We start from the raw sequence: 20,946 nt of genomic DNA, 5'->3' as shown, positions 1-20,946 counted from the left end.
AGAAATTAGCTACCACGGTAAGTAGAGTAACCATAGGCGGTTAGCAATAATGGAATATGATAATGAGTACCGCTGGCATCTATTTCAAAAACGATATCAACGTAGGGGTAAAACCCTGTTTCGTTATTCGCTTTAAAATATACCGCGGTGGCAAAATGCATGCGGTAAACACCTGCTGGTAATTTTTCATCAGCAGCTAATAAACCCGGTAAACGACCGTCAGCGTTGGTAACTCCGCCGTTTATCTCTTGCCAGCTTTCGCCGTCTTGAGCAAACAAAGTAATAGGTACATTTTGTGCAGGTAAACCACGGGTAGTATCCAATATGTGGGTAGTAATTTGACTCATATTCTTTCCTTAAAAATCCTTAAAATAAATAGCCTTAAAACTTTTATTAACGGGTTCAGTGGCTTAGTCTTCAGCTAATGATTTTCCGAAGGCCTTAGTAATGCGTAGTTGAAATATTTTTCTTTGCTCTTCAGCAGCATTAACAAGCTCTTGAGCTCTGTTATTTGGCAGGCGTGCTTGCAATAAATCAGACATTTGTTTAGCACTTTTACCCGTTGCACACACAATAAAGATAAAGCCGAATTTTGCTTGGTAATCAGTATTACCTTGCGCCAGCACGTCCAGCACAGCGTCGTTAGCTTCTTTCACTAAACCTTGCTCGTTACCGGCCAATTCTTTGGTATTGGCATACTTAGCACGCAGACTACTGACATCACCAATTTTTGGATGACCTTCAAAAGCTTCAAAATAATCTTGCTCAGTTAAACCTAACCAAGCATCATCAGCAGCTTTTTTTATCGCTGGCGTATTAGCAAAGGGGCGAGCCGCAACCATGTTGTTTACCCAAGTACTTGCAGTACAGCATTGCATAAACCTATGCTTAGCATCTGCTACTGGTAATTGGTTTAAATCGTTTAATAACATTTTCGTTTCCTTTAATCGCTTTCTAGTAAATACCGTTAATCAATTGCAGCTCGGGCTAAGGAGTTCAAAGCTTAACCCTAGTTTTTGTTAACTAACCTTGGCGCTTACCAAAAACACGCATGCGAGAAATACCACCATCAGGGAAGATACTTAAACGTACGTGAGTGAAAGGCTGATCTTTTGCCACTACGATTTCTTTAGTGAATAGATGTTCCCTATGAGCATATAATTTAGTGCTTGGAATAATTTCGGTCCACGTTACCGGTGCTGCGCCTGCGGTGAAATCATCGCTATCACTGATACAACCTTCAAGCATAAAGGTATCAGGGAAGTTACCTTTAAAATGACAAGTATCTATGATGACTTTATTTACTGTACCGGTAGCGGCAAGTTTAACAATTGACCAATCTGGACCGGGATCACGACGACGTTTAGTTTCCCAACCATCACCCATGTTGGCGCCACGGCCAGGCATGATTAGATTGTTTTTATCACTGAAAAACATATCGCTGACTAATAACGCTTTTGCTCCGTTTTTAATCGACGCTAAGTCAATGAGTTCACCGTCAACAAAGTCATTCCAGTTTACCTCTGCTTCACCATAAACACGGAAACGGGCAATACCACCATCAGGAAACATGGTTAAACGCACATGGGTAAAAGCAGTATTATTGAGTTTTTTTTCAGAGTCGAGCACAAACAGGTTTTGGCTATGGGCTTTAACGTCGGTAGCGGTTAAAATAGTCTGCCAAACCGTATCTTCATTTGGTTGAACTTCACTCACACAGGCTTCTACCGAAACTTTCTCTGGCGCGTTACCACGGAAGTAGTTAGTGTCGATATCAAAGGCGCGAATAACACCACTGATGCCTAAGCGGATAATACACCAGTCAGAATCACGACCATTATTACGGCCATAACTTCTGCGTGATTCCCAACCGTCCATCCATTTACCACGTTCAGTAAACTTATCTTCGATAAAAATACCACGACCTACTTTTAATAAGTTTTCCATTTCGGCAAAAAAATCATCACTACAAGACAATGTTTCGCCACCAACACGTTCGCTGGCTAAATCAACATATTGATTTTTTAATTTTTGTTCTAAAGTCGCATCTTCTGCCGATAATTTATTTTGTGCTAACCAATCTTCAATCATTACTTTATCTCCTGTAAACGCTAGGTTTGCTCAGCCTGGTTATCGGCGTAGCAAAGGTGCGTGACTTCTTGTTTTTTTAATTATTTTTCTTAGTTATTTGTTTGTTCTCGCCATTGGCGATAGCAGCTTACAGCTGACCTTTAAGTAACGGCTTGCCAATAGGCGTGTTGATAAATTGGTCATTACAGTAAACTTGCTGGCCACGAACAAAGGTTTGCATTATTTGGCCATTTACTTTGCGGCCGACATAGGGGGTAATTTTGTGTTTGTGTTTGATCATGTCATTGCTGATAACAAAACTTGCTGTGTCATCAAAGACCAATATGTCCGCATGATGACCCACTGAAATTTGGCCTTTTATTTTATCTAAACCCGCAAACTTAGCGGTTTCGTGCGACATTAAACGGGCTAAATCAACTAGGGTGAAACCACGATCTTTGGCTTCAGTCCAAATTAGGGGTAAACCAAATTGCAATGCTGAAATACCGCCCCAAGCTTTTTCAATATCACCGGTATCAATATGTTTTAACTGCGGGGTACAAGGCGAATGATCTGAAACGATAAAGCTAATACGACCATCGGTAACGGCCTGCCATAAATGTTCTCTGTTTTTATTTTCGCGAATAGGAGGACAACATTTAAACAAGGTTTTGCCATCAGGAATGTTTTCTGCCGCCAGCGTTAAATAATGTGGACAAGTCTCTGCGCTAAAGCGTAAACCTTCTGCTTTTGCTTGAGCAATGGTTGCAAGGGCTTCAGCAGAAGATAAATGCACAATGTGAATTTTACAGTTATCACCGGCTTTTTTAGATGCACGCGCCATCTCTACCATTAACGAGATAGCATCGTTTTCCCAGCTTTTTGGCCGCGACGCTAAGAAAGAGTTATATTCTTTGGTTATTTCAACATCATGAAAACCACCACAATCTAGTTCGGCATGGATAAGGTAAGGCACATCATGTTTGGCTAAGATAGGCATAGCCGCCAGCATGTCCTTGGCTTCCACCGGTGGAAAATCGGCAATACCTGAATCTATTAAGAAAGATTTAACCCCTAAAACACCGGCGGTAAGTAAGTCATCAAGGTCATCGATATTGCTAGGAATAACGCCACCCCAAAAACCACAATCAACCCAAAGTTTGTCATGCACTGCGGCAAGCTTCTCTTCAAAGGCTGCTTTGGTCGTTGTTACCGGAATACAGTTAAGTGGCATATCAACTAAAGTAGTAATACCACCGGCTGCCGCAGCTTGTGTCGCGGTATTAAAACCTTCCCACTCGGTACGGCCAGGTTCATTGATATGCACATGAGAGTCGACCAAACCCGGCATGATCACTTGTTCGCCGACATCCGTGATTGGACAAGTAAGGGCTTGGCCATAGGGGTGAATGGCATGGATTAATTGATCTTTAATTTCGATGCAGGCCGCGATCATTTCGCTTTTTTCACCAGCATGGACAATTACTTTTTTACTTTGCAGGGCAAAATGGGACACCTTGCTTCTCCTCTAAATTTGATAAACGTGAACGTGTGGCATGTGTTTTTATTGCTAAATATGTGCGAGCATATCTTTATTTATCTCTATGCAGTTTACTCAGAAGCTCATGATAAACGTCAGGACAATATGCTCAGGATAATTGCTCCTGCATTATCCGTATAAGGTACTTCCTGTACCGTCTGCATTGTCTAATAAACTACATCCATGTAGCGTATCTTCGAGGTTACTGATCGAATAGCCATAGCCTTTAAGTTTTCTTTGCTAACTGATTGGCAAGAGCTAATTAGTTAACTTCTTCGTTGATTAAACTTTTCAGCTCTTGCCAAGCAATACCTTTTTTTGAGCTTTGTGGCTTGGCATTTTTTTGTTTATTGGCGCTGGGGTTGGCGATGGCATTGGCAGTCAATTGTGCTTGATAAAGCTCAATTATTTCACCCGCCACTGATACCGCTACTTCCATGGGTAATTTCCCTTGCACTTGTGCTAAGCCAATAGGGCAATTCATTTTTTCGACTAAGCTCTTTTCAATATCTCGGTGTTGAAACCTTTGTTGAAAACGACGCCATTTGGTAGCCGAGGCTATTAAACCTAAATAACTAAAATCAGCGCGTTTTAAAATATTATGACTAATGTCAAAATCAAGCTGATGGTTGTGTGTCATCACTATGTAGTAGCTGTTTGTCGGCATAGCCGCCACTTCTTCCGCCGGGTTTTCACTAATAACAGCAGTGACATTGCCGTAACTATCGATATCATCAGGAAACTGCTCCGCGCGGTTATCCACCCAAGTAATACTACAAGGCAAACCCGCTAAGATAGGGATAAGGGCTTTACCAACATGACCGGCACCAAATAAGATGATATTGGCACCACTGGCGCTAAAACATTCAAATAATACGCTGGCATCACCACCGCAACATTGGCCTAGTTGAGCACCCAATTGAAAATGTTCTAGTTGTTGACAAGCCTCACCGGACGTTAACAGTTGATGGGCATGTTTAATCACCTTATGTTCAAGGTGACCACCACCAATAGTGTCAAAAATATCGTCATTGGTTATCACCATTTTGGTGCCACTATTACGTGGCGTTGAACCGGTTACCCCGACAATTGTCGCGACAACATAGGCTTTGCCTTGTTTGTTTAGTTGGTGTACTGCACCGGTCCAATTTATTTTCATGATGATATTCCTATTTATTCCTAGCTATAGCTATTACAGGTTCACAGGGCGAATTACTTCGCCGCAGCAGCTGCTTGTGCTTGAGATGCTTTAACCGCTGCAACAGCAAACAAGACGCGCTCTGGTGTTGCGGGGGTGTCGAGTGCTGGGCTAGTTTTGTAATCATTTATACTTGAGATGGCATCTTTAAGTGCGGCCCAAACTGAAATAGCCAGCATAAATGGTGGTTCACCTACGGCTTTTGAATTGTAGATAGTATGTTCCCGATTTGGTGCGTCAGGTACTAATGCCACTCTGAAATCTGCAGGGGTATCATTAATTGCGGGTATTTTGTAGGTCGCTGGGTTGTTAGAAAGTAACCGACCTTGCTCATTCCACACTAATTCTTCCGTGGTTAACCAGCCCATGCCTTGAATAAATGCGCCTTCAATTTGGCCAATATCAATAGCGGGGTTAATGGAGTGACCGACATCTTGTAAGATATCGGTACGTAAGGTTTTATATTCCCCGGTTAAGGTATCAATGATAACTTCTGATACCGCAGCACCCGTGGCGTAATAGAAGAACGGACGCCCTTTACCGGTAGCACGGTCAAAATGAATTTTAGGGGTTTTATAGAAACCAGTAGACGATAAGGAAACACGGCCCATATAAGCAAGTTGTGTAAATTCAGCAAAGCTAAAGCTTTGTTCACCAACAATAACATTACTATTTTCAAAGTGAACTTGTTCTGCTTCGACTTGATATTTCTCACAAGCAAAATCAATTAGACGTTGTTTGATGGTTTTAGCCGCCGCTTGTGCCGCTTTACCATTTAAGTCAGTACCTGAAGAGGCTGCGGTTGGTGATGAGTTTGGTACCTTATCGGTACGGGCCGAAGATATGGCTATAGTATCAACATCAACTTGAAATTCTTCGGCAACAATTTGCGCCACTTTAATATTCAAACCTTGACCCATTTCAGTGCCGCCATGGCTTAAGTGAATGGTACCGTCGGTGTAAATATGGACCAGTGCACCGGCTTGGTTCAAATGCTGTACCGTGAATGAAATACCAAATTTAACCGGCGTTAATGACAGTCCTTTCTTTAATATAGTGTTATTGGCGTTAAACTCGGTAATCGCTTGGCGACGGGCTTGATAATCAGAGCTGGTCTCTAACGAATCAATGATCTCGCTTAAATTGTTATGCTCAACGGTCTGATGATAGTGGGTTACGTTACGATCATCCTTACCATATAAATTAATTTTACGAATTTCTAAGGGATCTTTACCAAGATGACGGGCGATATCATCCATAATCATTTCAATGGTCATCATGCCTTGAGGGCCACCAAAACCACGATAAGCAGTGTGTGACACTGTGTTTAATTTACAACGATTACCGGTAATGGTTGCTTGGTCTAAGTAGTAAGCATTGTCTGAGTGGAACATAGCTCTATCAACAATGGCATCTGATAAATCGGGTGAGTAACCACAATTACCATTAACTTCGATGTTAATACCTTTGATTTGACCCTGAGCATCAAAACCAACGGTGTAATTATTTTCAAATGGATGACGTTTACCTGTCATGATCATATCGTCCATTCGAGCTAATTTAAATTTAACTGGGCGTTTAGTTTCATTGGCAAGTAAGGCCGCAATACAAGCCCATTGAGCTGCTTGGGTTTCTTTACCACCAAAACCACCACCCATACGGCGCATATCAACTAAAACTTTGTTTAGTGGAATAGCTAAAACTTCAGCCACTAATTTTTGTACTTCACTGGGATGTTGTGACGAGGTGAAAATATTCATGCCGCCATCTTCAGTTGGCTCGGCGGTTGATACTTGACCTTCTAAATAGAAATGCTCTTGACCACCAACGTTGATTTCACCCGATAATTGATGGGTAGCACCCTTAATGGCCGCATCAGAGTCGCCACGTTTCATGGTAAACGGTGGCCGGACAAAGTTTTGTTTTGCTAGCGCATCTTTTACCGTTAGTACCGCTTCAAGTTCTTCATAGTCAATTTTTGCTAATTTAACTGCGCGTCTGGCTAAATCGAAGCTTGTTGCTGCCACGGCAAAAAGTGGCTGTCCGATAAATTCAACTTTACCTATAGCAAGTACTGGGTCACCAGGAAATACTGGACCGATATCGGTATGTCCAGGTACATCTTCAACAGTAATGACTGAGATAACACCTGTCGCAGCTTTAACGGCTGATAAGTCCATAGAAATTATATTGGCATGTGCATAAGCCGATTGCCCAACTGCCGCATGTAGTTCACCACGCAGTGATGGACGGTCATCAACATAAATAGCTTCACCGGCGACGTGTTTATCAGCACTATCATGCTTTTTCGAGCGACCTACGCCACCTAAGCCAACATTTTTTTGTCCATCAATAAGGCTTTTATTGGTATTGCTTTGTGTTTTTAGGGTATCGGCTTTCTTTACAGCAAACTTTTCTACATTAATAAGGCTACGCATAATTTACCACTCGTGTTTCAATAACTGCTCTTGCATTGGCGCTTTGTAGCTCTAAATAGCATTTCTCAATAAGGTTTTGCGCCACTGTCATGCGGTACTTATCCGAAGCACGAACATCAGACATGGGTTGGAAGTCGGTCGCTAACGCTGCTTTTGCTTGCGCTACTAATTCTTTGCTTAAACTATTACCTTGTAATACAGCTTCAGCAGCAGGTGCACGTTTAGGAATAGCCGCCATACCACCAAAAGCTAAACGGATATTAATAATTTTCTGACCCTTGCCATCGACTTCTTGTTCGATAAAAAATGCAGCTAATACCGCAGAAATATCGTCATCAATACGCTTAGAAATCTTATAAATCTTTAAGGTTTGGCCCGCGGTAGGTTTTGGAATTTGAATAGATTTAATAAATTCAGAGGTTTTAAGTACGGTTTTCTTGTAATCAACAAAATAGTCTTCAACTAGGATAGTACGCTCTTGACCATTAACATGGAGTGTCATGGTCGCGCCTAAAGCAATCAGCGCTGGCGGCATATCACCAATGGGTGAAGCGTTACCAATATTACCACCTAAAGTTCCGGTGTTACGTACTTGCTTAGCACCAATACGTTCAATCATCTCACCCAATTCAGGGTAGTAGTGATGTAAGGTATCAATGAAGTCACTATAAGGTAGTGCTGCACCAATAATTATTTCAGTGTCTGTTTCCTTGATAGTGGTTAATTCGGCCACATTACCAAGGTAAACAAGCTTATCGATTATTGCTAAATTTTGCGTAACCGCAAGTGCCAAATCGGTACCACCAGCAACTAAGGTAGATTTAGGCTCATTGATTAAGGCAGTGGCTAATTCATCGATATTTTTTGGCGCGATAAAATTATGACCATTACCCGTTAAAGCAGGTGTTGGTAATTTTTCTAATTCGCTCAGTGCGGCCACAGTTTCTTGGTAGTGCTGAGCAAATGAATCTTCGGCAACAGCTTCACTCGAGGTCATGGCAGCGGCAATAATTGAACGGTAACCGGTACAACGACATAAATTACCGGCTAAGGCTGCAAGTACCTCGGCCCGATTTGGCGTCTTGTTGTGCTTATGTAAAGCAAAGGAAGACATAACAAAACCTGGTGTACAAAAACCACATTGTGAACCGTGGTTATCAACTAGAGTTTGTTGGGCATGATGTAATTTAGCGCCGTCTTTCAAGTCTTCAACGGTAATTAATTGCTTGCCATGTAAGTTACCGACAAAGGTGATGCATGAGTTAATTGATTTATATTTAAGTTGCCCGCTATTCTCAGTATCAAGCTCGGCTAGAACTACGGTACAAGCACCACAATCACCTGAAGCACAACCTTCTTTTGTGCCAGATTTAAATTGTTCTTCACGTAAGTATTGTAAAACTGTGGTATTAGGATCTAGGTTTTCAATATTTACTAGCTTATTGTTTAACAGGAATTTTATTGTATTTTCTACCATTATTCTTTCCGCTTTAATTTTGATTTTTAGTGTCGATTTGAATATTCGTATGATTTTACTATAGCAGAATGAATAGTTGACACAAGTGTCAGGTTTGATTTTTTTGTTACTGTGTTATTGGTACAGGTGAACTTATGCTTGTCTTTTACTTTTTAAAATGGCGATAAATAGTTGCTTTTTAGCAATGAATTCTTTGCAATACAGCGCTTTCAACCAAGTTCCGTTGGATAAAAAAATGCTTTTGTTCAGGCCGTTTTGTTAGCCACTACGTTTAGTAGCGATTTTCACTATGTGAAATTAAGTTGGATAAAACACCAGACACCCACTCAAAATAATTAATAAATCAGCGTTATAGATTTACATTGGGCAGAGTTTAACTTTGAGTATTATGGTGACGAAGAAGGTATTCAAATTAATTTAGTAAAATCTTGCCGTCGCCATAATAACTCTCAATATAAATTTAATTGATGGTTATTCGAGCATAGTTGAGGCCACTCATTATTTCCATTTAGTGGGTGTCTGTTATATTTGGTTGAAAATAATATATCGCTTGATCCAATAAATGTAAGTTTGAATAGTCCTTTTAGCAAATCTACGTGTGTTCAAAAATTCACCTATGCTATTTAAAAAAACGATTCAGACATAGTAAAAATAAATATTTAATGGCTGTGTTTGTATACAGTATAGCTGGAATTGTAAATGTGTCTTTGATAGACGGAATATTTCCGTAATGCACGTAATAATGAAAAAGTTAAAGTTTTATTAAAGTCTTTGATATTAAATATTAAAGAGAGTATTTTAGTATGAATTAAATATCATGATAGAAGGAAAAAGTCCGTGTTTAAACACGGAATTATTCTCTCTATTAAGCTGTTAGGCTACAAGAAAGGATTCGTACCGTGCTCAAAAAAGTATTTTTTATTCTTATCGTTTTAGCTTTGATCACTCATCAAAGTATCTTTCTGTATGGGTTACATAGTGGGATGGCGGAACAATTCCTTCAAACATGGAAAAGCTTCGGTATTATACAGACAGAATATTCAATTTTTATCTTCAAGCATTTTATGTGGTTTTGGCTACTTCCTGTTATCAGTTTAATTTTAATGTCAATATCACTATTTTATTCTAAAAAACGGCTAGCAATGTTTACTGTCTTTATTGTTTTTGTATTTGATATAGTAGTGTATTGGTCAGTGTACTCTCCTGATCTAATGGTGAAAATGTAGCCTAACAAGCTGTTCAACAAGGACAAAAAACAGTTGGTTTTTGCTCCTTCGTCGCCTATTTTAACCAACTATTTTATTGCCTGTTAACAGGGCGTTAGTTGGCTAATAAAAAAAAGCTTCTAAGTGCTAAATAATTCAGTTTCACCAATTCATTGTTTGGTACTTTACCGCGAATAAGTTAGTCACTTTTATTACGTTCTGAAAGGTGTATTAGCGTAACTATTCGCTCTAAATAGTGAGTGTAATGGCTCAAATTCACGGTTTGGTATTTTCATTACGGTGCGTTTAAGTTATTGTTGTACTTGGTGAAAGTGTGTTGCAACTAACAAGCAAATCAACTGGGACACGTAACACTTGCTCGGTTCCACTTCGTTTCACATTGTAGCAAGTATTACTTAGCCCGTTATTTGGGCGTTAGGCTCACAAGGAAGTATCATGCAATATCAAAAAATCATAATTTTATTTTTACTCGTACTTTTATCATCAAATTCATTTGCTGATAAAAAAATAAAAATGGGAGTTACTTGGGGTTACACCGCAAGTGGCTTCTTTTCGCCTGAAATTGACGAGCTAATGGTTAAAAAAGTGCTTGCTAATTCCCCAGCAGAACAAGCTGGGTTAAAGGTTGGCGACAAAGTTTTATCTGTCGAAGGTTGTGATATACCTGGATGCTCTGCATCAAAAGCAAAAGCTTATTTAAAATCAGACTCAGGTACAGAACTTCATTTTGTTATAGAAAATAATAAAGGTGAAATTGTAAATATCGTAATTACAGTGGGTTAAGTAAGCCTAACAAGTGTTTTCAAGTCGGACAAATTACAGTTGGCTTTTTGTTCGTGCCTCACTTATTTTAGCCAACTGCAATTTACCGCTTAAAACGGCGTTAGGCTTATTAAATTTATAATCAATCATGTCAACAATAAGGAATAAAAAGTGAAAATTAGATCAATATTAGCGGTGGTTTTGTCGAGTTCTTTTATATCAGCGCTACCTGCTTACGCAAATGATAATCAATTGCTGTTGAAGAAATTTCATGACTATGGGATCAAAAAGTGTGATGCTTTTATTATTGAAAACAGTAAATTGAAAAGTGGCTGGAACCTGTTTATAAACAAACACGCAGGGGGCATAGATGGTCCTTCTACCGAAGTTACAATTACGCAAATTTTTGGCTCTAAAGATGACACTGTAAAAACCGAAGATACTTACATACAAACTAGTAAAAAGTGTTTTCTTCGACATACTTGGACAATAACATTTCCTGGTTCCTGCGAAAGTAATATTGATGGTAATGCATGGTATATTTCTACCAAAATGCCAAATAAAGACTATACAACATATAAGAACTCAGGTGGTATAGAGTTGCATGCTAAAGAAATATCAATGGGTAACTTTAAAGCTTGTGTTCAAGAAGGTTCCAGTCGTTCTTCTGCTGCTCATGGTTAAAGCCTAACAAGTTGCTCAAAAGGACTAAAACAGTTAGCTCGTTTTTTGCAAAGTACCGCAAAAAAGCAAGCCAACCGTTTTAGCCTCTTAGCAAGGCGTTAGTTGGCTAATAAAAAAGATCGTCTAAGTGCTAAATAATTCAGTTTCACCAATTCACTGTTTGGTGCTTTACCGCGAATAAGTTAGTCACTTTCATCACGTTTCTGAAAGGTGTATTAGCGTAACTATTCACTCTAAATAGTGAGTGTAATGGCTCAAATTCACGGTTTGGTATTTTCATTACGGTGCGTTTAAGTTATTGTTGTATTTGGTGAAAGTGTGTTGCAACTAACAAGCAAATCAACTGGGACACGTAACACTTGCTCGGTTCCACTTCGTTTCACATTGTAGCAAGTATTACTTAGCCCGTTATTTGGGCGTTAGCAGTATAATCATTTATCAAAACATGGAGTGTTACATGAAAATTCAATTACAGAATCAATCCTTTGCTATTGCTGGCTTATCAGTTGGGCTATTAGGAACATTATTCGGTCTTCACATGTCATCAGCAATAGAATCTACTCCTGCGTTAATGGGAATGGTTTCAGCTGTATGGTGTGCAGTTTCAGCAAGTATTATAGGTGGACGGGTCAACAACGACTCAATATCGTAAATACTGCTAACAAGCAAATCAATCAGGACAAATAACAGTTGGTTGTTTTCAATGGTATGGACTCCTCACCTTTGACCTAATAGGCTAAGGTGAAGACGCCAATCCAAACGGAGCCAATACCATGCAAAATATTACCACTATCAGTATCGATTTAGCTAAAACTGTTTTTCAAGTTGCCTTATTTAATAAATACGGTATTTTAAAATCCAATAATAAAATGAGCCAAGCTAAAATGGTTCAGTTTATTGCCCTGCATCCAGAAGCATTAATTTGCATGGAAGCTTGCGGAACCGCTCATTATTGGGGGCGTCACTTTCAACAACGCGGCCATAAAGTCTTACTTGTTCCCGCTCATATTGCCGCTAAGTACCGCACAGGCAATAAAAATGATGCGAACGATGCATTAGCTATTTATGAGTCAATAAAACGACCTAATACTTATTTTGTTCAAGTAAAAAGCCTTGATCAGCAAGACTTAGCGAGTTTACTTAAATTACGGCAAGGTTATGTAAAACAACGTACCCAAACAGCGAATAGAGCAAGAGGTTTAGGTCTTGAATATGGTGTTAAAATCCCTCAAGGTATTGCTAAAATACGTAAACATTTACCGTGTTTTCTTGAAGATGCAGAGAATGAATTGACGACGTCTAGTCGATTCATTTTAAGGAATTTACTTGATCAGCTTTTGTTATTAGATAGTCAGGTTGAAGAGGCAACGAATAGATTAGTTGCTAGAGCTAAGGAAGTGCCTGTTTGCACACGATTGATTGCGTTGCCAGGAGTTGCTTGGATAATAGCCAGTGCACTTTACGCAAGATTGGGTGATGGCTCAGCTTATAAATGTGGGCGTGATGCCAGCGCAAGTGTTGGTGTGGTTCCTGCACATTCAGGAACGGGTGGAAATAATAAGTTGTTAGGGATAACAAAAAGAGGTGATAGGTGTTTACGTTCATTACTTATTCATGGCGCACGTTCAGTTGTTAGTCGGATTAAAGACAAGCAAGATGGATTGAGTTGTTGGATAAGAAAGCAACTATTGAAGAATCATTTAAACAAAACAGCGGTTGCTTACGCCAATAAGCTGGTTAGAATGGCATGGGCTATTTTGAGCAGTGGTGAAGTTTATCGAGAGCCCGTAGCTGTGTAGCTTAAGATAAATGATAAAAAATAACTAATGTAAGCCGAGTAAAAGCAATCGTAAAGTAATAATGTAAAGTGTATCAACGCACGCGAGGCCAAACCTGTGAGGAACGACGGTACTTAAATACCTTTATTTCGTTAAGGAGCTTTGTAAGTGGATTAAGCCATTAAGGTTCGGGGTAGCTCCCCATTAGAAACCGAATATACGTGAACTTGCAAATTACACAAAAAATTATTATAAAGCGTGTTGCTATACACGAGGAGTCCATATACGTTCCTCAAACATTTTAGCCAACTGCATTTTGCCTGTTAACAGGGCGTTATATTTTTATCGACAGTTGATGCGCATCACGCTACAATTATCACATGATTAAATCTTTTAAACATAAAGGCCTCAAGAAATACTTCCAAACAGGTAGTGTTTCAGGAATTCAGGCAAAACATCAACGTAAATTGCGTATGCAACTTACCGCAATCGATACCGCACAAGAAATTGATGACATCAATTTACCCGGATTTAAATTACATCCATTAAAAGGTGATCGAGATGGGACTTGGTCAATTACTGTAAACGCTAACTGGCGTGTTACTTTCGAATTTATCGATGGTAATGCTTATATTCTTAATTATGAGGACTATCACTAATGAGTATGCAACATAATCCACCTCATCCAGGGGAGTTTATCTATGACGTTTATTTAGAACCTTCTGGTTATAGCTGTCGTTATTTAGCTAAACAATTAGATGTAGCGTCATCTACTTTAAATCGAGTTCTAAAAGGTCAAAGTGCAATCTCTCCAGAAATGGCACTTCGCTTGTCAAAAGCAATTGGCAGAACACCTGAAAGCTGGCTATCAATGCAAGATAACTATGATCTCTGGCATGCTAAGCAACAGGTTAATTTAACTAATGTCCACTTAGTAAATTTTGCAGTGGCATAAAAAATATAATAAATAAAGGATAGGTTGCGCGCAGCCGCAACTTGATCCTGTTGTTGAACAAGCCCGATATTGATGAGTACTCTTTATAAGTAAATAAATAAAATTGAGGTTGGCGGTGTTTTGGTGGTTTTGTTATGGGTAAACTTCAGGCCAAACTTAGCCATTATCACTAAACTGAGTTTGGTAATATCGTCACTCACCCTATATTTTCTCTTGTTGTTAAAACCCTCGGTTAGTTAATATTTAGCACGCAACAATTCCCTCTGCTTAAGCACCTCCTTGTTTTAAATCGACTGGCCACTAATAATTCGATGCCCTATTCGCATTAGAGCTAAGGTCATTATCGTCTTACAGTGAGGGCAGCAGACGCCTTTTTTATCCGATATTACGATGGGCGGCAGTACAACTTTTAGCATTAACTGTAACCAATGTAATGTTCGTTTAGCATTGCCATGTAAAAAGCCATAGTTTCGTGTTCGTCGAAAACCTCTCGGCAAGACATGTTGCAGCACTCGCCATAAAAATTCCGTCGCTGGCTCCGTTATGGTTGTAAACTCCTTGGTGTTACTTTCTTGGTATTGAAACGTTACTTGGCCATTTGTCAGTGACAAGATATTTTTTTCGCTCACCACCCCACGATAAAGGTATCTGGCCATGGAGATGAGGATGAAACTTCAGTTGTCGTGAGTGCGTGTGCAATACCGCGAGTAAGCCATTGACGTCACCTAAACGTTTATCACGTTTAAAGAAGGCGTCGAGGGTGTGTTTTGCGGCTTCAAACATTGCTTGATAAGCCCATTTTTGATGAGTCCAAACAAAGTGGCGCAATTGATAAGGTAAGGTGAAGGTCACCAGATAATAATCAACGGGCAATAACTTTTGTCGTTGTAAATCAAGCCAATCACTGTTGGCTTGGTGCTGGCAAGCAGGGCAATGTCGGTGACCACAGGAGGGGTATAACGTGCTATTCGCCCCGCAATTGTCACAATGATATAACATGGCTCCTGCTTGTGGTGTATGGCAGGAAATTATTTGCCTGAGCGCACGATGATGCACTGCTTGCATTGTGTGACCATACTGAGACACCAATTGGTCTTGATAGCCTTTGGCAATAGTGGCAAGTTTAATCATGAGTGTGCTCCTGCCAGTGAATATCAAGCGAGTCGACAATATCATTCAGCAGCAATTGACTATTGTGAGCGACCTCCTCAGTCATACGGGTATAAAGTGCGGTTGTTTTGGGACAAGCATGACCTAAGAATACTTGAATTGAGCGCAAACTCGCGCCACGCTCAAGCATGTGAGTAGCAATCGAATGTCGCAGGGTATGAACGTGAACATTTTTAGTGATACCACAGGCTTTAGCCACGATTTTAATGGTTTTTTGTACGCCGCCTTTATCCATCACCAGCGTTTTACCTTCGCGACTATGTGGCGGTTTACCACCAGGGAATAATAAGTTGGGATGGCGATGTGTTTTCCAGTAATGCCGCAATGCCAGTAAGGTGGCTTGTGGCAAAGGAACAAAGCGGTCTTTTTTACTTTTAGTGAAGCGCAAATGAACTTGCATCAAATGGCTGTCAATATCGCTAATCTGGAGGTTTAAGGCTTCGGATAAGCGTAATCCTAAACTGTAGGTGGCTAAATAATACACTTGGTAGCGTAATTGGCGCGTGGTATTAATAATGGCGGCTACTTCAGCTAAAGATAAAACGTCTTGAAGTGTTTGTACTTTGGGTGGTTTGACGATATCCACCCACTGCCAAGGGCGTTGTAGCACATGGGTATAGAAAAATTGAATGGCACAACGGGTGATCTTAACGTGACTCCATGACTTATGCTCAACAAGGTGCAGGAAGTAAGTTTTAAGATCCTCAATGGTTAATTGGTCCGGGCAGAGATCAAAGAACGATGCTGTTTGTCGAAGACATCGACTATAACACTCGATAGTTTTATCACTTTTTCCTTGTAAGGTCAGTTCGTTAAGGTAAGTACAGATGATTTTATTGTATTCTGCCGCAAAGCGGCTTCGTTCAACAAGCACTTCAAACGGAACAAAAACTGTTGGTTAGGTTCCGCTTCGCTACACATTTTAACCCACTATTTTTATCCGCTTAAGTGGGCGTTGAGGCTGTAGAATAACTAATTCAGTAAAAACTACTAAAACTTTGTGCTCCTATATTGAACTGTAGACGATTAACTCGATATAGGTAATACATTTACCACCCCGATTTTAGGGGGTAATTCATAATAAACGAGTTATTCTACAAGCTCGTTATGTCCCTAAGTTAATCGCACCAATGTAGTTATGCAATTTACTCTTTAGGTGAGTGCTTTTAAATACTGACATTCCAGCACATTAAATAATTTGCTGGAATGTCAGTAAAATAATTGTTATAATTATTGGTAATTAAATTTAAGGAGGGCTGTTATGGCTACTACCTCGTTCGATAAAGTTTTTGTTGTTTCTGATCAGAAAAGCATTAAAGCTTTTAACCAAAACTTAAACAACCCTGTAAGAGTTAAGGTTAATTCCCACAATCTTAATACCGACAGGAAAAAAGGCATCAGCTTATTAAAACAACAATTGTCAGCCTTAGAGACCTGCTAAAAGAGTTTACCGAAGAACAAATCAGTAAACTCTTTTCTTCGTTCACATGCCCGTTAAATATAGATGTTCAAGATTTCCTCCTAAATAAATCTATCAGATTTGAAAAATCATCAAACGCAAGAACTTACCTAATACTCTCAGAAGTTTCAGGGGATATACTTGCTTATTTTTCTATAACCTTCAAAGAATTGTCTTTAGAAAACTTCACATTATCTACAACTAAGATGAAAAAACTTTCAGGAGGTTTTAGTAAACCTGAAAAAGTTAAAACCTATCTGATAGGTCAAATAGGAAAAAACTTCAGTATCCAAGATAACTCTATAAACCTACAAGGGATTTTCGAGTGTATTTGGTCGATAATCCACAGTGCAATAGATTTAGTTGGAGGCCGAACTGTAATCCTTGAATGCAATGACGATCCTAAAATAATATCACTCTACGAAGCACAGGGTTTTAAAGTACTAATCAGGCATACAGCAATTGATGAGCTTACTACAATGTATATAGTTGTTAAGTCTTAAACGGTACATAATAAATAAAGGATAGGTTGCGCGCAGCCGCAACTTGATCCTGTTGTTGAACAAGCCCGATATTGATGAGTACTCTTTATAAGTAAATAAATAAAATTGAGGTTGGCGGTGTTTTGGTGGTTTTGTTATGGGTAAACTTCAGGCCAAACTTAGCCATTATCACTAAACTGAGTTTGGTAATATCGTCACTCACCCTATATTTTCTCTTGTTGTTAAAACCCTCGGTTAGTTAATATTTAGCACGCAACAATTCCCTCTGCTTAAGCACCTCCTTGTTTTAAATCGACTGGCCACTAATAATTCGATGCCCTATTCGTATTAGAGCTAAGGTCATTATCGTCTTACAGTGAGGGCAGCAGACGCCTTTTTTATCCGATATTACGATGGGCGGCAGTACAACTTTTAGCATTAACTGTAACCAATGTAATGTTCGTTTAGCATTGCCATGTAAAAAGCCATAGTTTCGTGTTCGTCGAAAACCTCTCGGCAAAACATGTTGCAGCACTCGCCATAAAAATTCCGTCGCTGGCTCCGTTATGGTTGTAAACTCCTTGGTGTTACTTTCTTGGTATTGAAACGTTACTTGGCCATTTGTCAGTGACAAGATATTTTTTTCGCTCACCACCCCACGATAAAGGTATCTGGCCAGATAGGTTAAGGCACTATCCCCTTTACCAGTATACTGACAATCACTCACCCAAGAGGTGGGTGTATTCGAGGGTAAGTAATAATGCGCATTACACATCTTTTCGATAAATTTACCTCGAAATACTTTTGCTAAGTTATTCGCGTTAAACAGGTACGTTCCCGTTTTTTTCTTCCAACACTTGTGTTTTTTATCCAATATAACAGACACCCACCCAAAATAATCAATAAACAATATCGCAAAAAAACAGTGTTATTAATTAACATTGAACAAAACCATACTTTGATTGTGATCACGAACATTTGAGTGGGTGTCTGCTATATTCCTTTTAGTGAAGCGCAAATGAACTTGCATCAAATGGCTGTCAATATCAGCGACCTGTAAATTTAAGGTTTCAGATAATCTTAAGCCTAAACTGTAGGTGGCTAAGTAATACACTTGGTAGCGCAATTGGCGTGTGGTATTAATAATGGCGGCTACTTCAGCTAAAGATAAAACGTCTTGAAGTGCTTGTACTTTGGGTGGTTTGACGATATCCACCCACTGCCAAGGGCGTTGTAGCACATGGGTATAGAAAAATTGAATGGCACAACGGGTGATCTTAACGTGACTCCATGACTTATGCTCAACAAGGTGCAGGAAGTAGGTTTTAAGATCTTCAATGGTTAATTGGTCCGGGCAGAGATCAAAGAACGATGCTGTTTGTCGAAGACATCGACTATAACACTCGATAGCTTTATCACTTTTTCCTTGTAAGGTCAGTTCGTTAAGGTAAGTACAGATGATTTTATTGTATTCTGCCGCAAAGCGGCTTCGTTCAACAAGCAATTCAACGTGACACGCAACAGTTGGCCGCGCTCACTACGTTCACAATTATGGCCAACTATTACTTAGCCCGTTAATTGGGCGTTATAGCTCAATCATATCCCATCTTGTTTTCTATACGCGATTTGCGTATACTTTCCTCATGAAATGTATATTTGTAGAATCAAAAATATTTGAGAAATACCGAGATGACCACCTCAGTGATGAAGAGTTTAGACTGTTTCAAGCTGAGCTAATGTCAAACCCGAAGAAGGGTGATGTGATTCAAGGTACTGGTGGTTTGCGGAAGGTTCGAGTTGCAAGTAAGGGTAAAGGAAAACGTGGTGGTTCCCGTGTTATTTATTACTTCCTTGATAAAAAGCGACGTTGCTATTTACTTCCTATTTATGGAAAAAGTGAAATGTCGGATTTAACCGCAGATCAAAAGAAACAGTTAAAGGTTTTTATGGAGGTATGGCGTAATGAGCAATCGTGATTTATTTACAGAATTAAGTTCCGCTCTTGTTGAAGCAAAAGAACATTCAGAGGGGAAAATCACCCTTAAAACGCATCATGTCAACGATGTAAGTGAACTTGATATTTCACCTAATGAAATTGTACATATTAGAGAAAAATTTAATATGTCACGTGGTGTGTTTGCTAGTTTGCTTCATACATCTTCTCGTACGTTAGAGAACTGGGAGCAAGGACGCAGTGCTCCAAATGGGCAAGCAATAACACTTTTGAAATTAGTGCAACGTCATCCAGAAACTCTCACGCACATTGCAGAGCTATAACAAGCAATTCAACGTGACACGCAACAGTTGGCCGCGTTCACTCCGTTCACAAGTATGGCCAACTATTACTTAGCCCGTTAATTGGGCGTTAGTTGGCTAATAAAAAAGATCGTCTAAGTGCTAAATAATTCAGTTTCACCAATTCACTGTTCGGTGCTTTACCGCGAATAAGTTAGTCACTTTCATCACGTTTCTGAAAGGTGTATTAGCGTAACTATTCGCTCTAAATAGTGAGTGTAATGGCTCAAATTAAGTTGGATAAAACAAAATATTATCAATGTTCATTACTGCTTAATAAAAAGTTTTTTTCTAGGATTTTTCTATTTTTAGCAATAACTAGCTTTTTAATAGGACTTTTTCTGCTGTTTTTTTCATTGTGGTGGCCTCAATGGCTGATTTAGGGGCATCAAAAGGCAATTGGCCAAGGTGAGCGCAATTTGTTTAAATATATTTCCACTCGAAACTTAACAACTTTAGCCTAAAGGCTTGTCACAATAAATATAACTGGCATGATGTAGTCATCATTTTATCTTGCTTGCTTGGCTCTATAGCGCCATATTAGGCATTCAAAATAGCCTTATTCTAGCGGAGTCATCAATGTTTTCTAGTAGTAAGCGCCTAACTTTAATGGTTATGGTGTTATGCCTGTTGGGTTTGTTTTCACTCGATGCCATGGCACATGGCGTTGATGAGAGTACCCGACTGTTTTTACAAAATAATACCGGCGTACAATTTTTTGCCTTTATGTATATTGGCGCGAAACATATGGTGACCGGTTATGATCATTTACTGTTTTTAGCCGGCGTCATTTTCTTCTTATACAAGAGTAAAGATATTCTACTTTATGTCAGTATGTTTACTTTAGGCCATAGCCTAACCTTGTTATTTGGTGTGCTGTGGGACGTACAAGTCAATGCCTATATTATCGATGCAATTATTGGCTTGTCGGTTGTTTACAAAGGTTTTGATAACTTAGGTGGTTTTCAGCGTACCTTAGGTTTTACTCCTAATGCTAAAGCTGCGGTGTTGATCTTTGGCCTATTCCATGGCTTTGGCTTAGCGAGCAAATTACAAGAGTTTCAACTGCCACAAGATGGCCTTTTTACCAATTTAATCGCCTTTAATTTAGGTGTGGAACTAGGACAGTTTGCCGCCTTAACCTTTATCTTACTGGTTATTAGCTTTTGGCGGAAACACCCATCGTTTGTGCAGTTTTCAACGGTAAGTAATACTTTATTGATGAGCGCGGGTTTTATGCTGATAGGTTTTCAGTTAACCGGTTATTTTAGTAACCTCAATTAGAGTAAAAGTAGTAGCTATGAAGCGGTCTTATGAAGCAAAATTTCTTATTCAGGGACGAATAAGTAAAGTTTATAGGGATATATTTACAGCGTTTTTGAGTAATAATGACCGTAAAGGCTAAATAAAAA

Annotated in this window: 21 protein-coding genes and 2 pseudogenes; 11 read left to right on the top strand and 12 right to left on the bottom strand. The window is 39.4% G+C overall.

The features are described from left to right. Nucleotides 1-5: 5 nt before the first annotated feature. The 8 genes from uraH to CMT41_RS19815 form a co-directional block, all read right to left on the bottom strand. Complete coding sequence (gene uraH, locus CMT41_RS17555; protein ID WP_057183231.1) at nt 6-347, bottom strand: hydroxyisourate hydrolase; 342 nt, start codon at nt 345-347, stop codon at nt 6-8. A gap of 63 nt (nt 348-410) precedes the next feature. After that, on the bottom strand, nt 411-932 hold the full coding sequence (gene uraD / locus CMT41_RS17550) for a 2-oxo-4-hydroxy-4-carboxy-5-ureidoimidazoline decarboxylase (protein ID WP_058027994.1): 522 nt from the start codon (nt 930-932) through the stop codon (nt 411-413). 91 nt (nt 933-1,023) lie between these two features. Next, nucleotides 1,024-2,091: an allantoicase gene (gene alc / locus CMT41_RS17545; RefSeq protein WP_057183228.1), complete on the bottom strand. Its 1,068-nt coding sequence runs from the start codon at nt 2,089-2,091 to the stop codon at nt 1,024-1,026. A gap of 127 nt (nt 2,092-2,218) precedes the next feature. Beyond that, nucleotides 2,219-3,586, bottom strand: coding sequence for an allantoinase AllB (gene allB / locus CMT41_RS17540; protein WP_058027993.1), 1,368 nt, complete (start codon nt 3,584-3,586; stop codon nt 2,219-2,221). Nucleotides 3,587-3,872: 286 nt separating this feature from the next. Continuing rightward, a complete protein-coding gene (xdhC, locus tag CMT41_RS17535; RefSeq protein ID WP_058027992.1) occupies nt 3,873-4,769 on the bottom strand; it encodes a xanthine dehydrogenase accessory protein XdhC in 897 nt (298 codons plus the stop codon). 53 nt (nt 4,770-4,822) lie between these two features. Further along, the gene (xdhB, locus tag CMT41_RS17530) at nt 4,823-7,246 is read right to left on the bottom strand and encodes a xanthine dehydrogenase molybdopterin binding subunit (RefSeq protein WP_058027991.1); all 2,424 of its coding nucleotides are present in this window, start codon (nt 7,244-7,246) and stop codon (nt 4,823-4,825) included. Continuing rightward, a complete protein-coding gene (gene xdhA, locus CMT41_RS17525; RefSeq protein WP_058027990.1) occupies nt 7,239-8,723 on the bottom strand; it encodes a xanthine dehydrogenase small subunit in 1,485 nt (494 codons plus the stop codon). Before xdhA ends, xdhB begins: the two co-directional genes overlap by 8 nt. 522 nt (nt 8,724-9,245) lie before the next feature. Further along, the gene (locus CMT41_RS19815) at nt 9,246-9,341 is read right to left on the bottom strand and encodes a phage integrase N-terminal SAM-like domain-containing protein (protein WP_331456604.1); all 96 of its coding nucleotides are present in this window, start codon (nt 9,339-9,341) and stop codon (nt 9,246-9,248) included. Between the two features lie 1,043 nt (nt 9,342-10,384). On the opposite strand from CMT41_RS19815, the gene CMT41_RS17515 reads away from it, so the two are divergent. The 6 genes from CMT41_RS17515 to CMT41_RS17490 all read left to right on the top strand — a co-directional run bounded on the left by CMT41_RS17515 (nt 10,385) and on the right by CMT41_RS17490 (nt 14,128). Beyond that, entirely contained in the window at nt 10,385-10,732 is a 348-nt protein-coding gene (locus tag CMT41_RS17515) for a PDZ domain-containing protein (RefSeq protein ID WP_057180803.1), read from the top strand. A 150-nt stretch (nt 10,733-10,882) separates the two neighbouring features. After that, nucleotides 10,883-11,395, top strand: a complete 513-nt coding sequence (locus CMT41_RS17510) for a hypothetical protein (RefSeq protein ID WP_058027988.1) — start codon at nt 10,883-10,885, stop codon at nt 11,393-11,395. Between the two features lie 457 nt (nt 11,396-11,852). Then, entirely contained in the window at nt 11,853-12,047 is a 195-nt protein-coding gene (locus CMT41_RS17505; RefSeq protein WP_058027987.1) for a hypothetical protein, read from the top strand. A gap of 121 nt (nt 12,048-12,168) precedes the next feature. After that, nucleotides 12,169-13,194: an IS110 family transposase gene (locus CMT41_RS17500; RefSeq protein ID WP_057183672.1), complete on the top strand. Its 1,026-nt coding sequence runs from the start codon at nt 12,169-12,171 to the stop codon at nt 13,192-13,194. A gap of 359 nt (nt 13,195-13,553) precedes the next feature. Next, nucleotides 13,554-13,832: a type II toxin-antitoxin system RelE/ParE family toxin gene (locus CMT41_RS17495; RefSeq protein WP_058027986.1), complete on the top strand. Its 279-nt coding sequence runs from the start codon at nt 13,554-13,556 to the stop codon at nt 13,830-13,832. After that, nucleotides 13,832-14,128 carry a HigA family addiction module antitoxin gene (locus CMT41_RS17490; protein WP_057183199.1) on the top strand — a complete coding sequence of 99 codons (297 nt, stop codon included), beginning with the start codon at nt 13,832-13,834 and terminating at the stop codon, nt 14,126-14,128. The genes CMT41_RS17495 and CMT41_RS17490 overlap by 1 nt, the downstream gene beginning before the upstream one ends. A gap of 284 nt (nt 14,129-14,412) precedes the next feature. Here CMT41_RS17490 and CMT41_RS19275 read toward each other — a convergent pair. Together CMT41_RS19275 and CMT41_RS17480 are read right to left on the bottom strand one after the other, a co-directional pair. Further along, nucleotides 14,413-15,259: pseudogene (locus CMT41_RS19275) on the bottom strand (IS91 family transposase). Then, nucleotides 15,252-16,172 carry a tyrosine-type recombinase/integrase gene (locus tag CMT41_RS17480; protein ID WP_058027984.1) on the bottom strand — a complete coding sequence of 307 codons (921 nt, stop codon included), beginning with the start codon at nt 16,170-16,172 and terminating at the stop codon, nt 15,252-15,254. The pseudogene CMT41_RS19275 and the gene CMT41_RS17480 overlap by 8 nt, the downstream one beginning before the upstream one ends. Nucleotides 16,173-16,559: 387 nt before the next feature. On the opposite strand from CMT41_RS17480, the gene CMT41_RS17475 reads away from it, so the two are divergent. Then, entirely contained in the window at nt 16,560-16,739 is a 180-nt protein-coding gene (locus CMT41_RS17475) for a hypothetical protein (protein ID WP_057183181.1), read from the top strand. Nucleotides 16,740-16,963: 224 nt separating this feature from the next. Next, nucleotides 16,964-17,260, top strand: a complete 297-nt coding sequence (locus tag CMT41_RS19640) for a hypothetical protein (protein ID WP_231733104.1) — start codon at nt 16,964-16,966, stop codon at nt 17,258-17,260. Between the two features lie 286 nt (nt 17,261-17,546). On the opposite strand, the pseudogene CMT41_RS17465 reads toward CMT41_RS19640, so the two are convergent. Then, a pseudogene (locus CMT41_RS17465) lies at nt 17,547-18,113 on the bottom strand (IS91 family transposase); the annotation flags it as partial. 57 nt (nt 18,114-18,170) lie between these two features. Next, a complete protein-coding gene (locus tag CMT41_RS17460; RefSeq protein ID WP_058027982.1) occupies nt 18,171-18,743 on the bottom strand; it encodes a site-specific integrase in 573 nt (190 codons plus the stop codon). Nucleotides 18,744-18,882: 139 nt separating this feature from the next. Between CMT41_RS17460 and CMT41_RS17455 the strand changes: the two genes are divergently transcribed. The 3 genes from CMT41_RS17455 to CMT41_RS17445 all read left to right on the top strand — a co-directional run bounded on the left by CMT41_RS17455 (nt 18,883) and on the right by CMT41_RS17445 (nt 20,818). After that, a complete protein-coding gene (locus CMT41_RS17455) occupies nt 18,883-19,215 on the top strand; it encodes a type II toxin-antitoxin system RelE/ParE family toxin (RefSeq protein ID WP_057183197.1) in 333 nt (110 codons plus the stop codon). After that, a complete protein-coding gene (locus tag CMT41_RS17450; protein ID WP_057183175.1) occupies nt 19,202-19,516 on the top strand; it encodes a helix-turn-helix domain-containing protein in 315 nt (104 codons plus the stop codon). The genes CMT41_RS17455 and CMT41_RS17450 overlap by 14 nt, the downstream gene beginning before the upstream one ends. Before the next feature lie 597 nt (nt 19,517-20,113). After that, nucleotides 20,114-20,818 (top strand): HupE/UreJ family protein, encoded by a 705-nt coding sequence (locus CMT41_RS17445; RefSeq protein ID WP_058027981.1) that lies wholly within the window; start codon nt 20,114-20,116, stop codon nt 20,816-20,818. The last annotated feature ends 128 nt before the right edge of the window (nt 20,819-20,946 follow it).

This window comes from Colwellia sp. MT41, assembly GCF_001444365.1.
Lineage (GTDB): Bacteria > Pseudomonadota > Gammaproteobacteria > Enterobacterales > Alteromonadaceae > Colwellia > Colwellia marinimaniae.
Note: the sequence above shows the minus strand (reverse complement) of the source record. Positions and strands in the feature narration are given on the sequence as shown.

Coding starts and splice junctions, on each gene's coding strand:
- CMT41_RS17455 (WP_057183197.1), top strand. CDS start 18,883: ATGAAATGTATATTTGTAGAATCAAAAATATTTGAGAAATACCGAGAT.
- CMT41_RS17515 (WP_057180803.1), top strand. CDS start 10,385: ATGCAATATCAAAAAATCATAATTTTATTTTTACTCGTACTTTTATCA.
- uraD (WP_058027994.1), bottom strand. CDS start 932: ATGTTATTAAACGATTTAAACCAATTACCAGTAGCAGATGCTAAGCAT.
- CMT41_RS17500 (WP_057183672.1), top strand. CDS start 12,169: ATGCAAAATATTACCACTATCAGTATCGATTTAGCTAAAACTGTTTTT.
- CMT41_RS17450 (WP_057183175.1), top strand. CDS start 19,202: ATGAGCAATCGTGATTTATTTACAGAATTAAGTTCCGCTCTTGTTGAA.
- alc (WP_057183228.1), bottom strand. CDS start 2,091: ATGATTGAAGATTGGTTAGCACAAAATAAATTATCGGCAGAAGATGCG.
- CMT41_RS17495 (WP_058027986.1), top strand. CDS start 13,554: ATGATTAAATCTTTTAAACATAAAGGCCTCAAGAAATACTTCCAAACA.
- xdhC (WP_058027992.1), bottom strand. CDS start 4,769: ATGAAAATAAATTGGACCGGTGCAGTACACCAACTAAACAAACAAGGC.
- CMT41_RS17490 (WP_057183199.1), top strand. CDS start 13,832: ATGAGTATGCAACATAATCCACCTCATCCAGGGGAGTTTATCTATGAC.
- uraH (WP_057183231.1), bottom strand. CDS start 347: ATGAGTCAAATTACTACCCACATATTGGATACTACCCGTGGTTTACCT.
- CMT41_RS19640 (WP_231733104.1), top strand. CDS start 16,964: ATGAAAAAACTTTCAGGAGGTTTTAGTAAACCTGAAAAAGTTAAAACC.
- CMT41_RS17475 (WP_057183181.1), top strand. CDS start 16,560: ATGGCTACTACCTCGTTCGATAAAGTTTTTGTTGTTTCTGATCAGAAA.
- CMT41_RS17505 (WP_058027987.1), top strand. CDS start 11,853: ATGAAAATTCAATTACAGAATCAATCCTTTGCTATTGCTGGCTTATCA.
- CMT41_RS17445 (WP_058027981.1), top strand. CDS start 20,114: ATGTTTTCTAGTAGTAAGCGCCTAACTTTAATGGTTATGGTGTTATGC.
- xdhB (WP_058027991.1), bottom strand. CDS start 7,246: ATGCGTAGCCTTATTAATGTAGAAAAGTTTGCTGTAAAGAAAGCCGAT.
- xdhA (WP_058027990.1), bottom strand. CDS start 8,723: ATGGTAGAAAATACAATAAAATTCCTGTTAAACAATAAGCTAGTAAAT.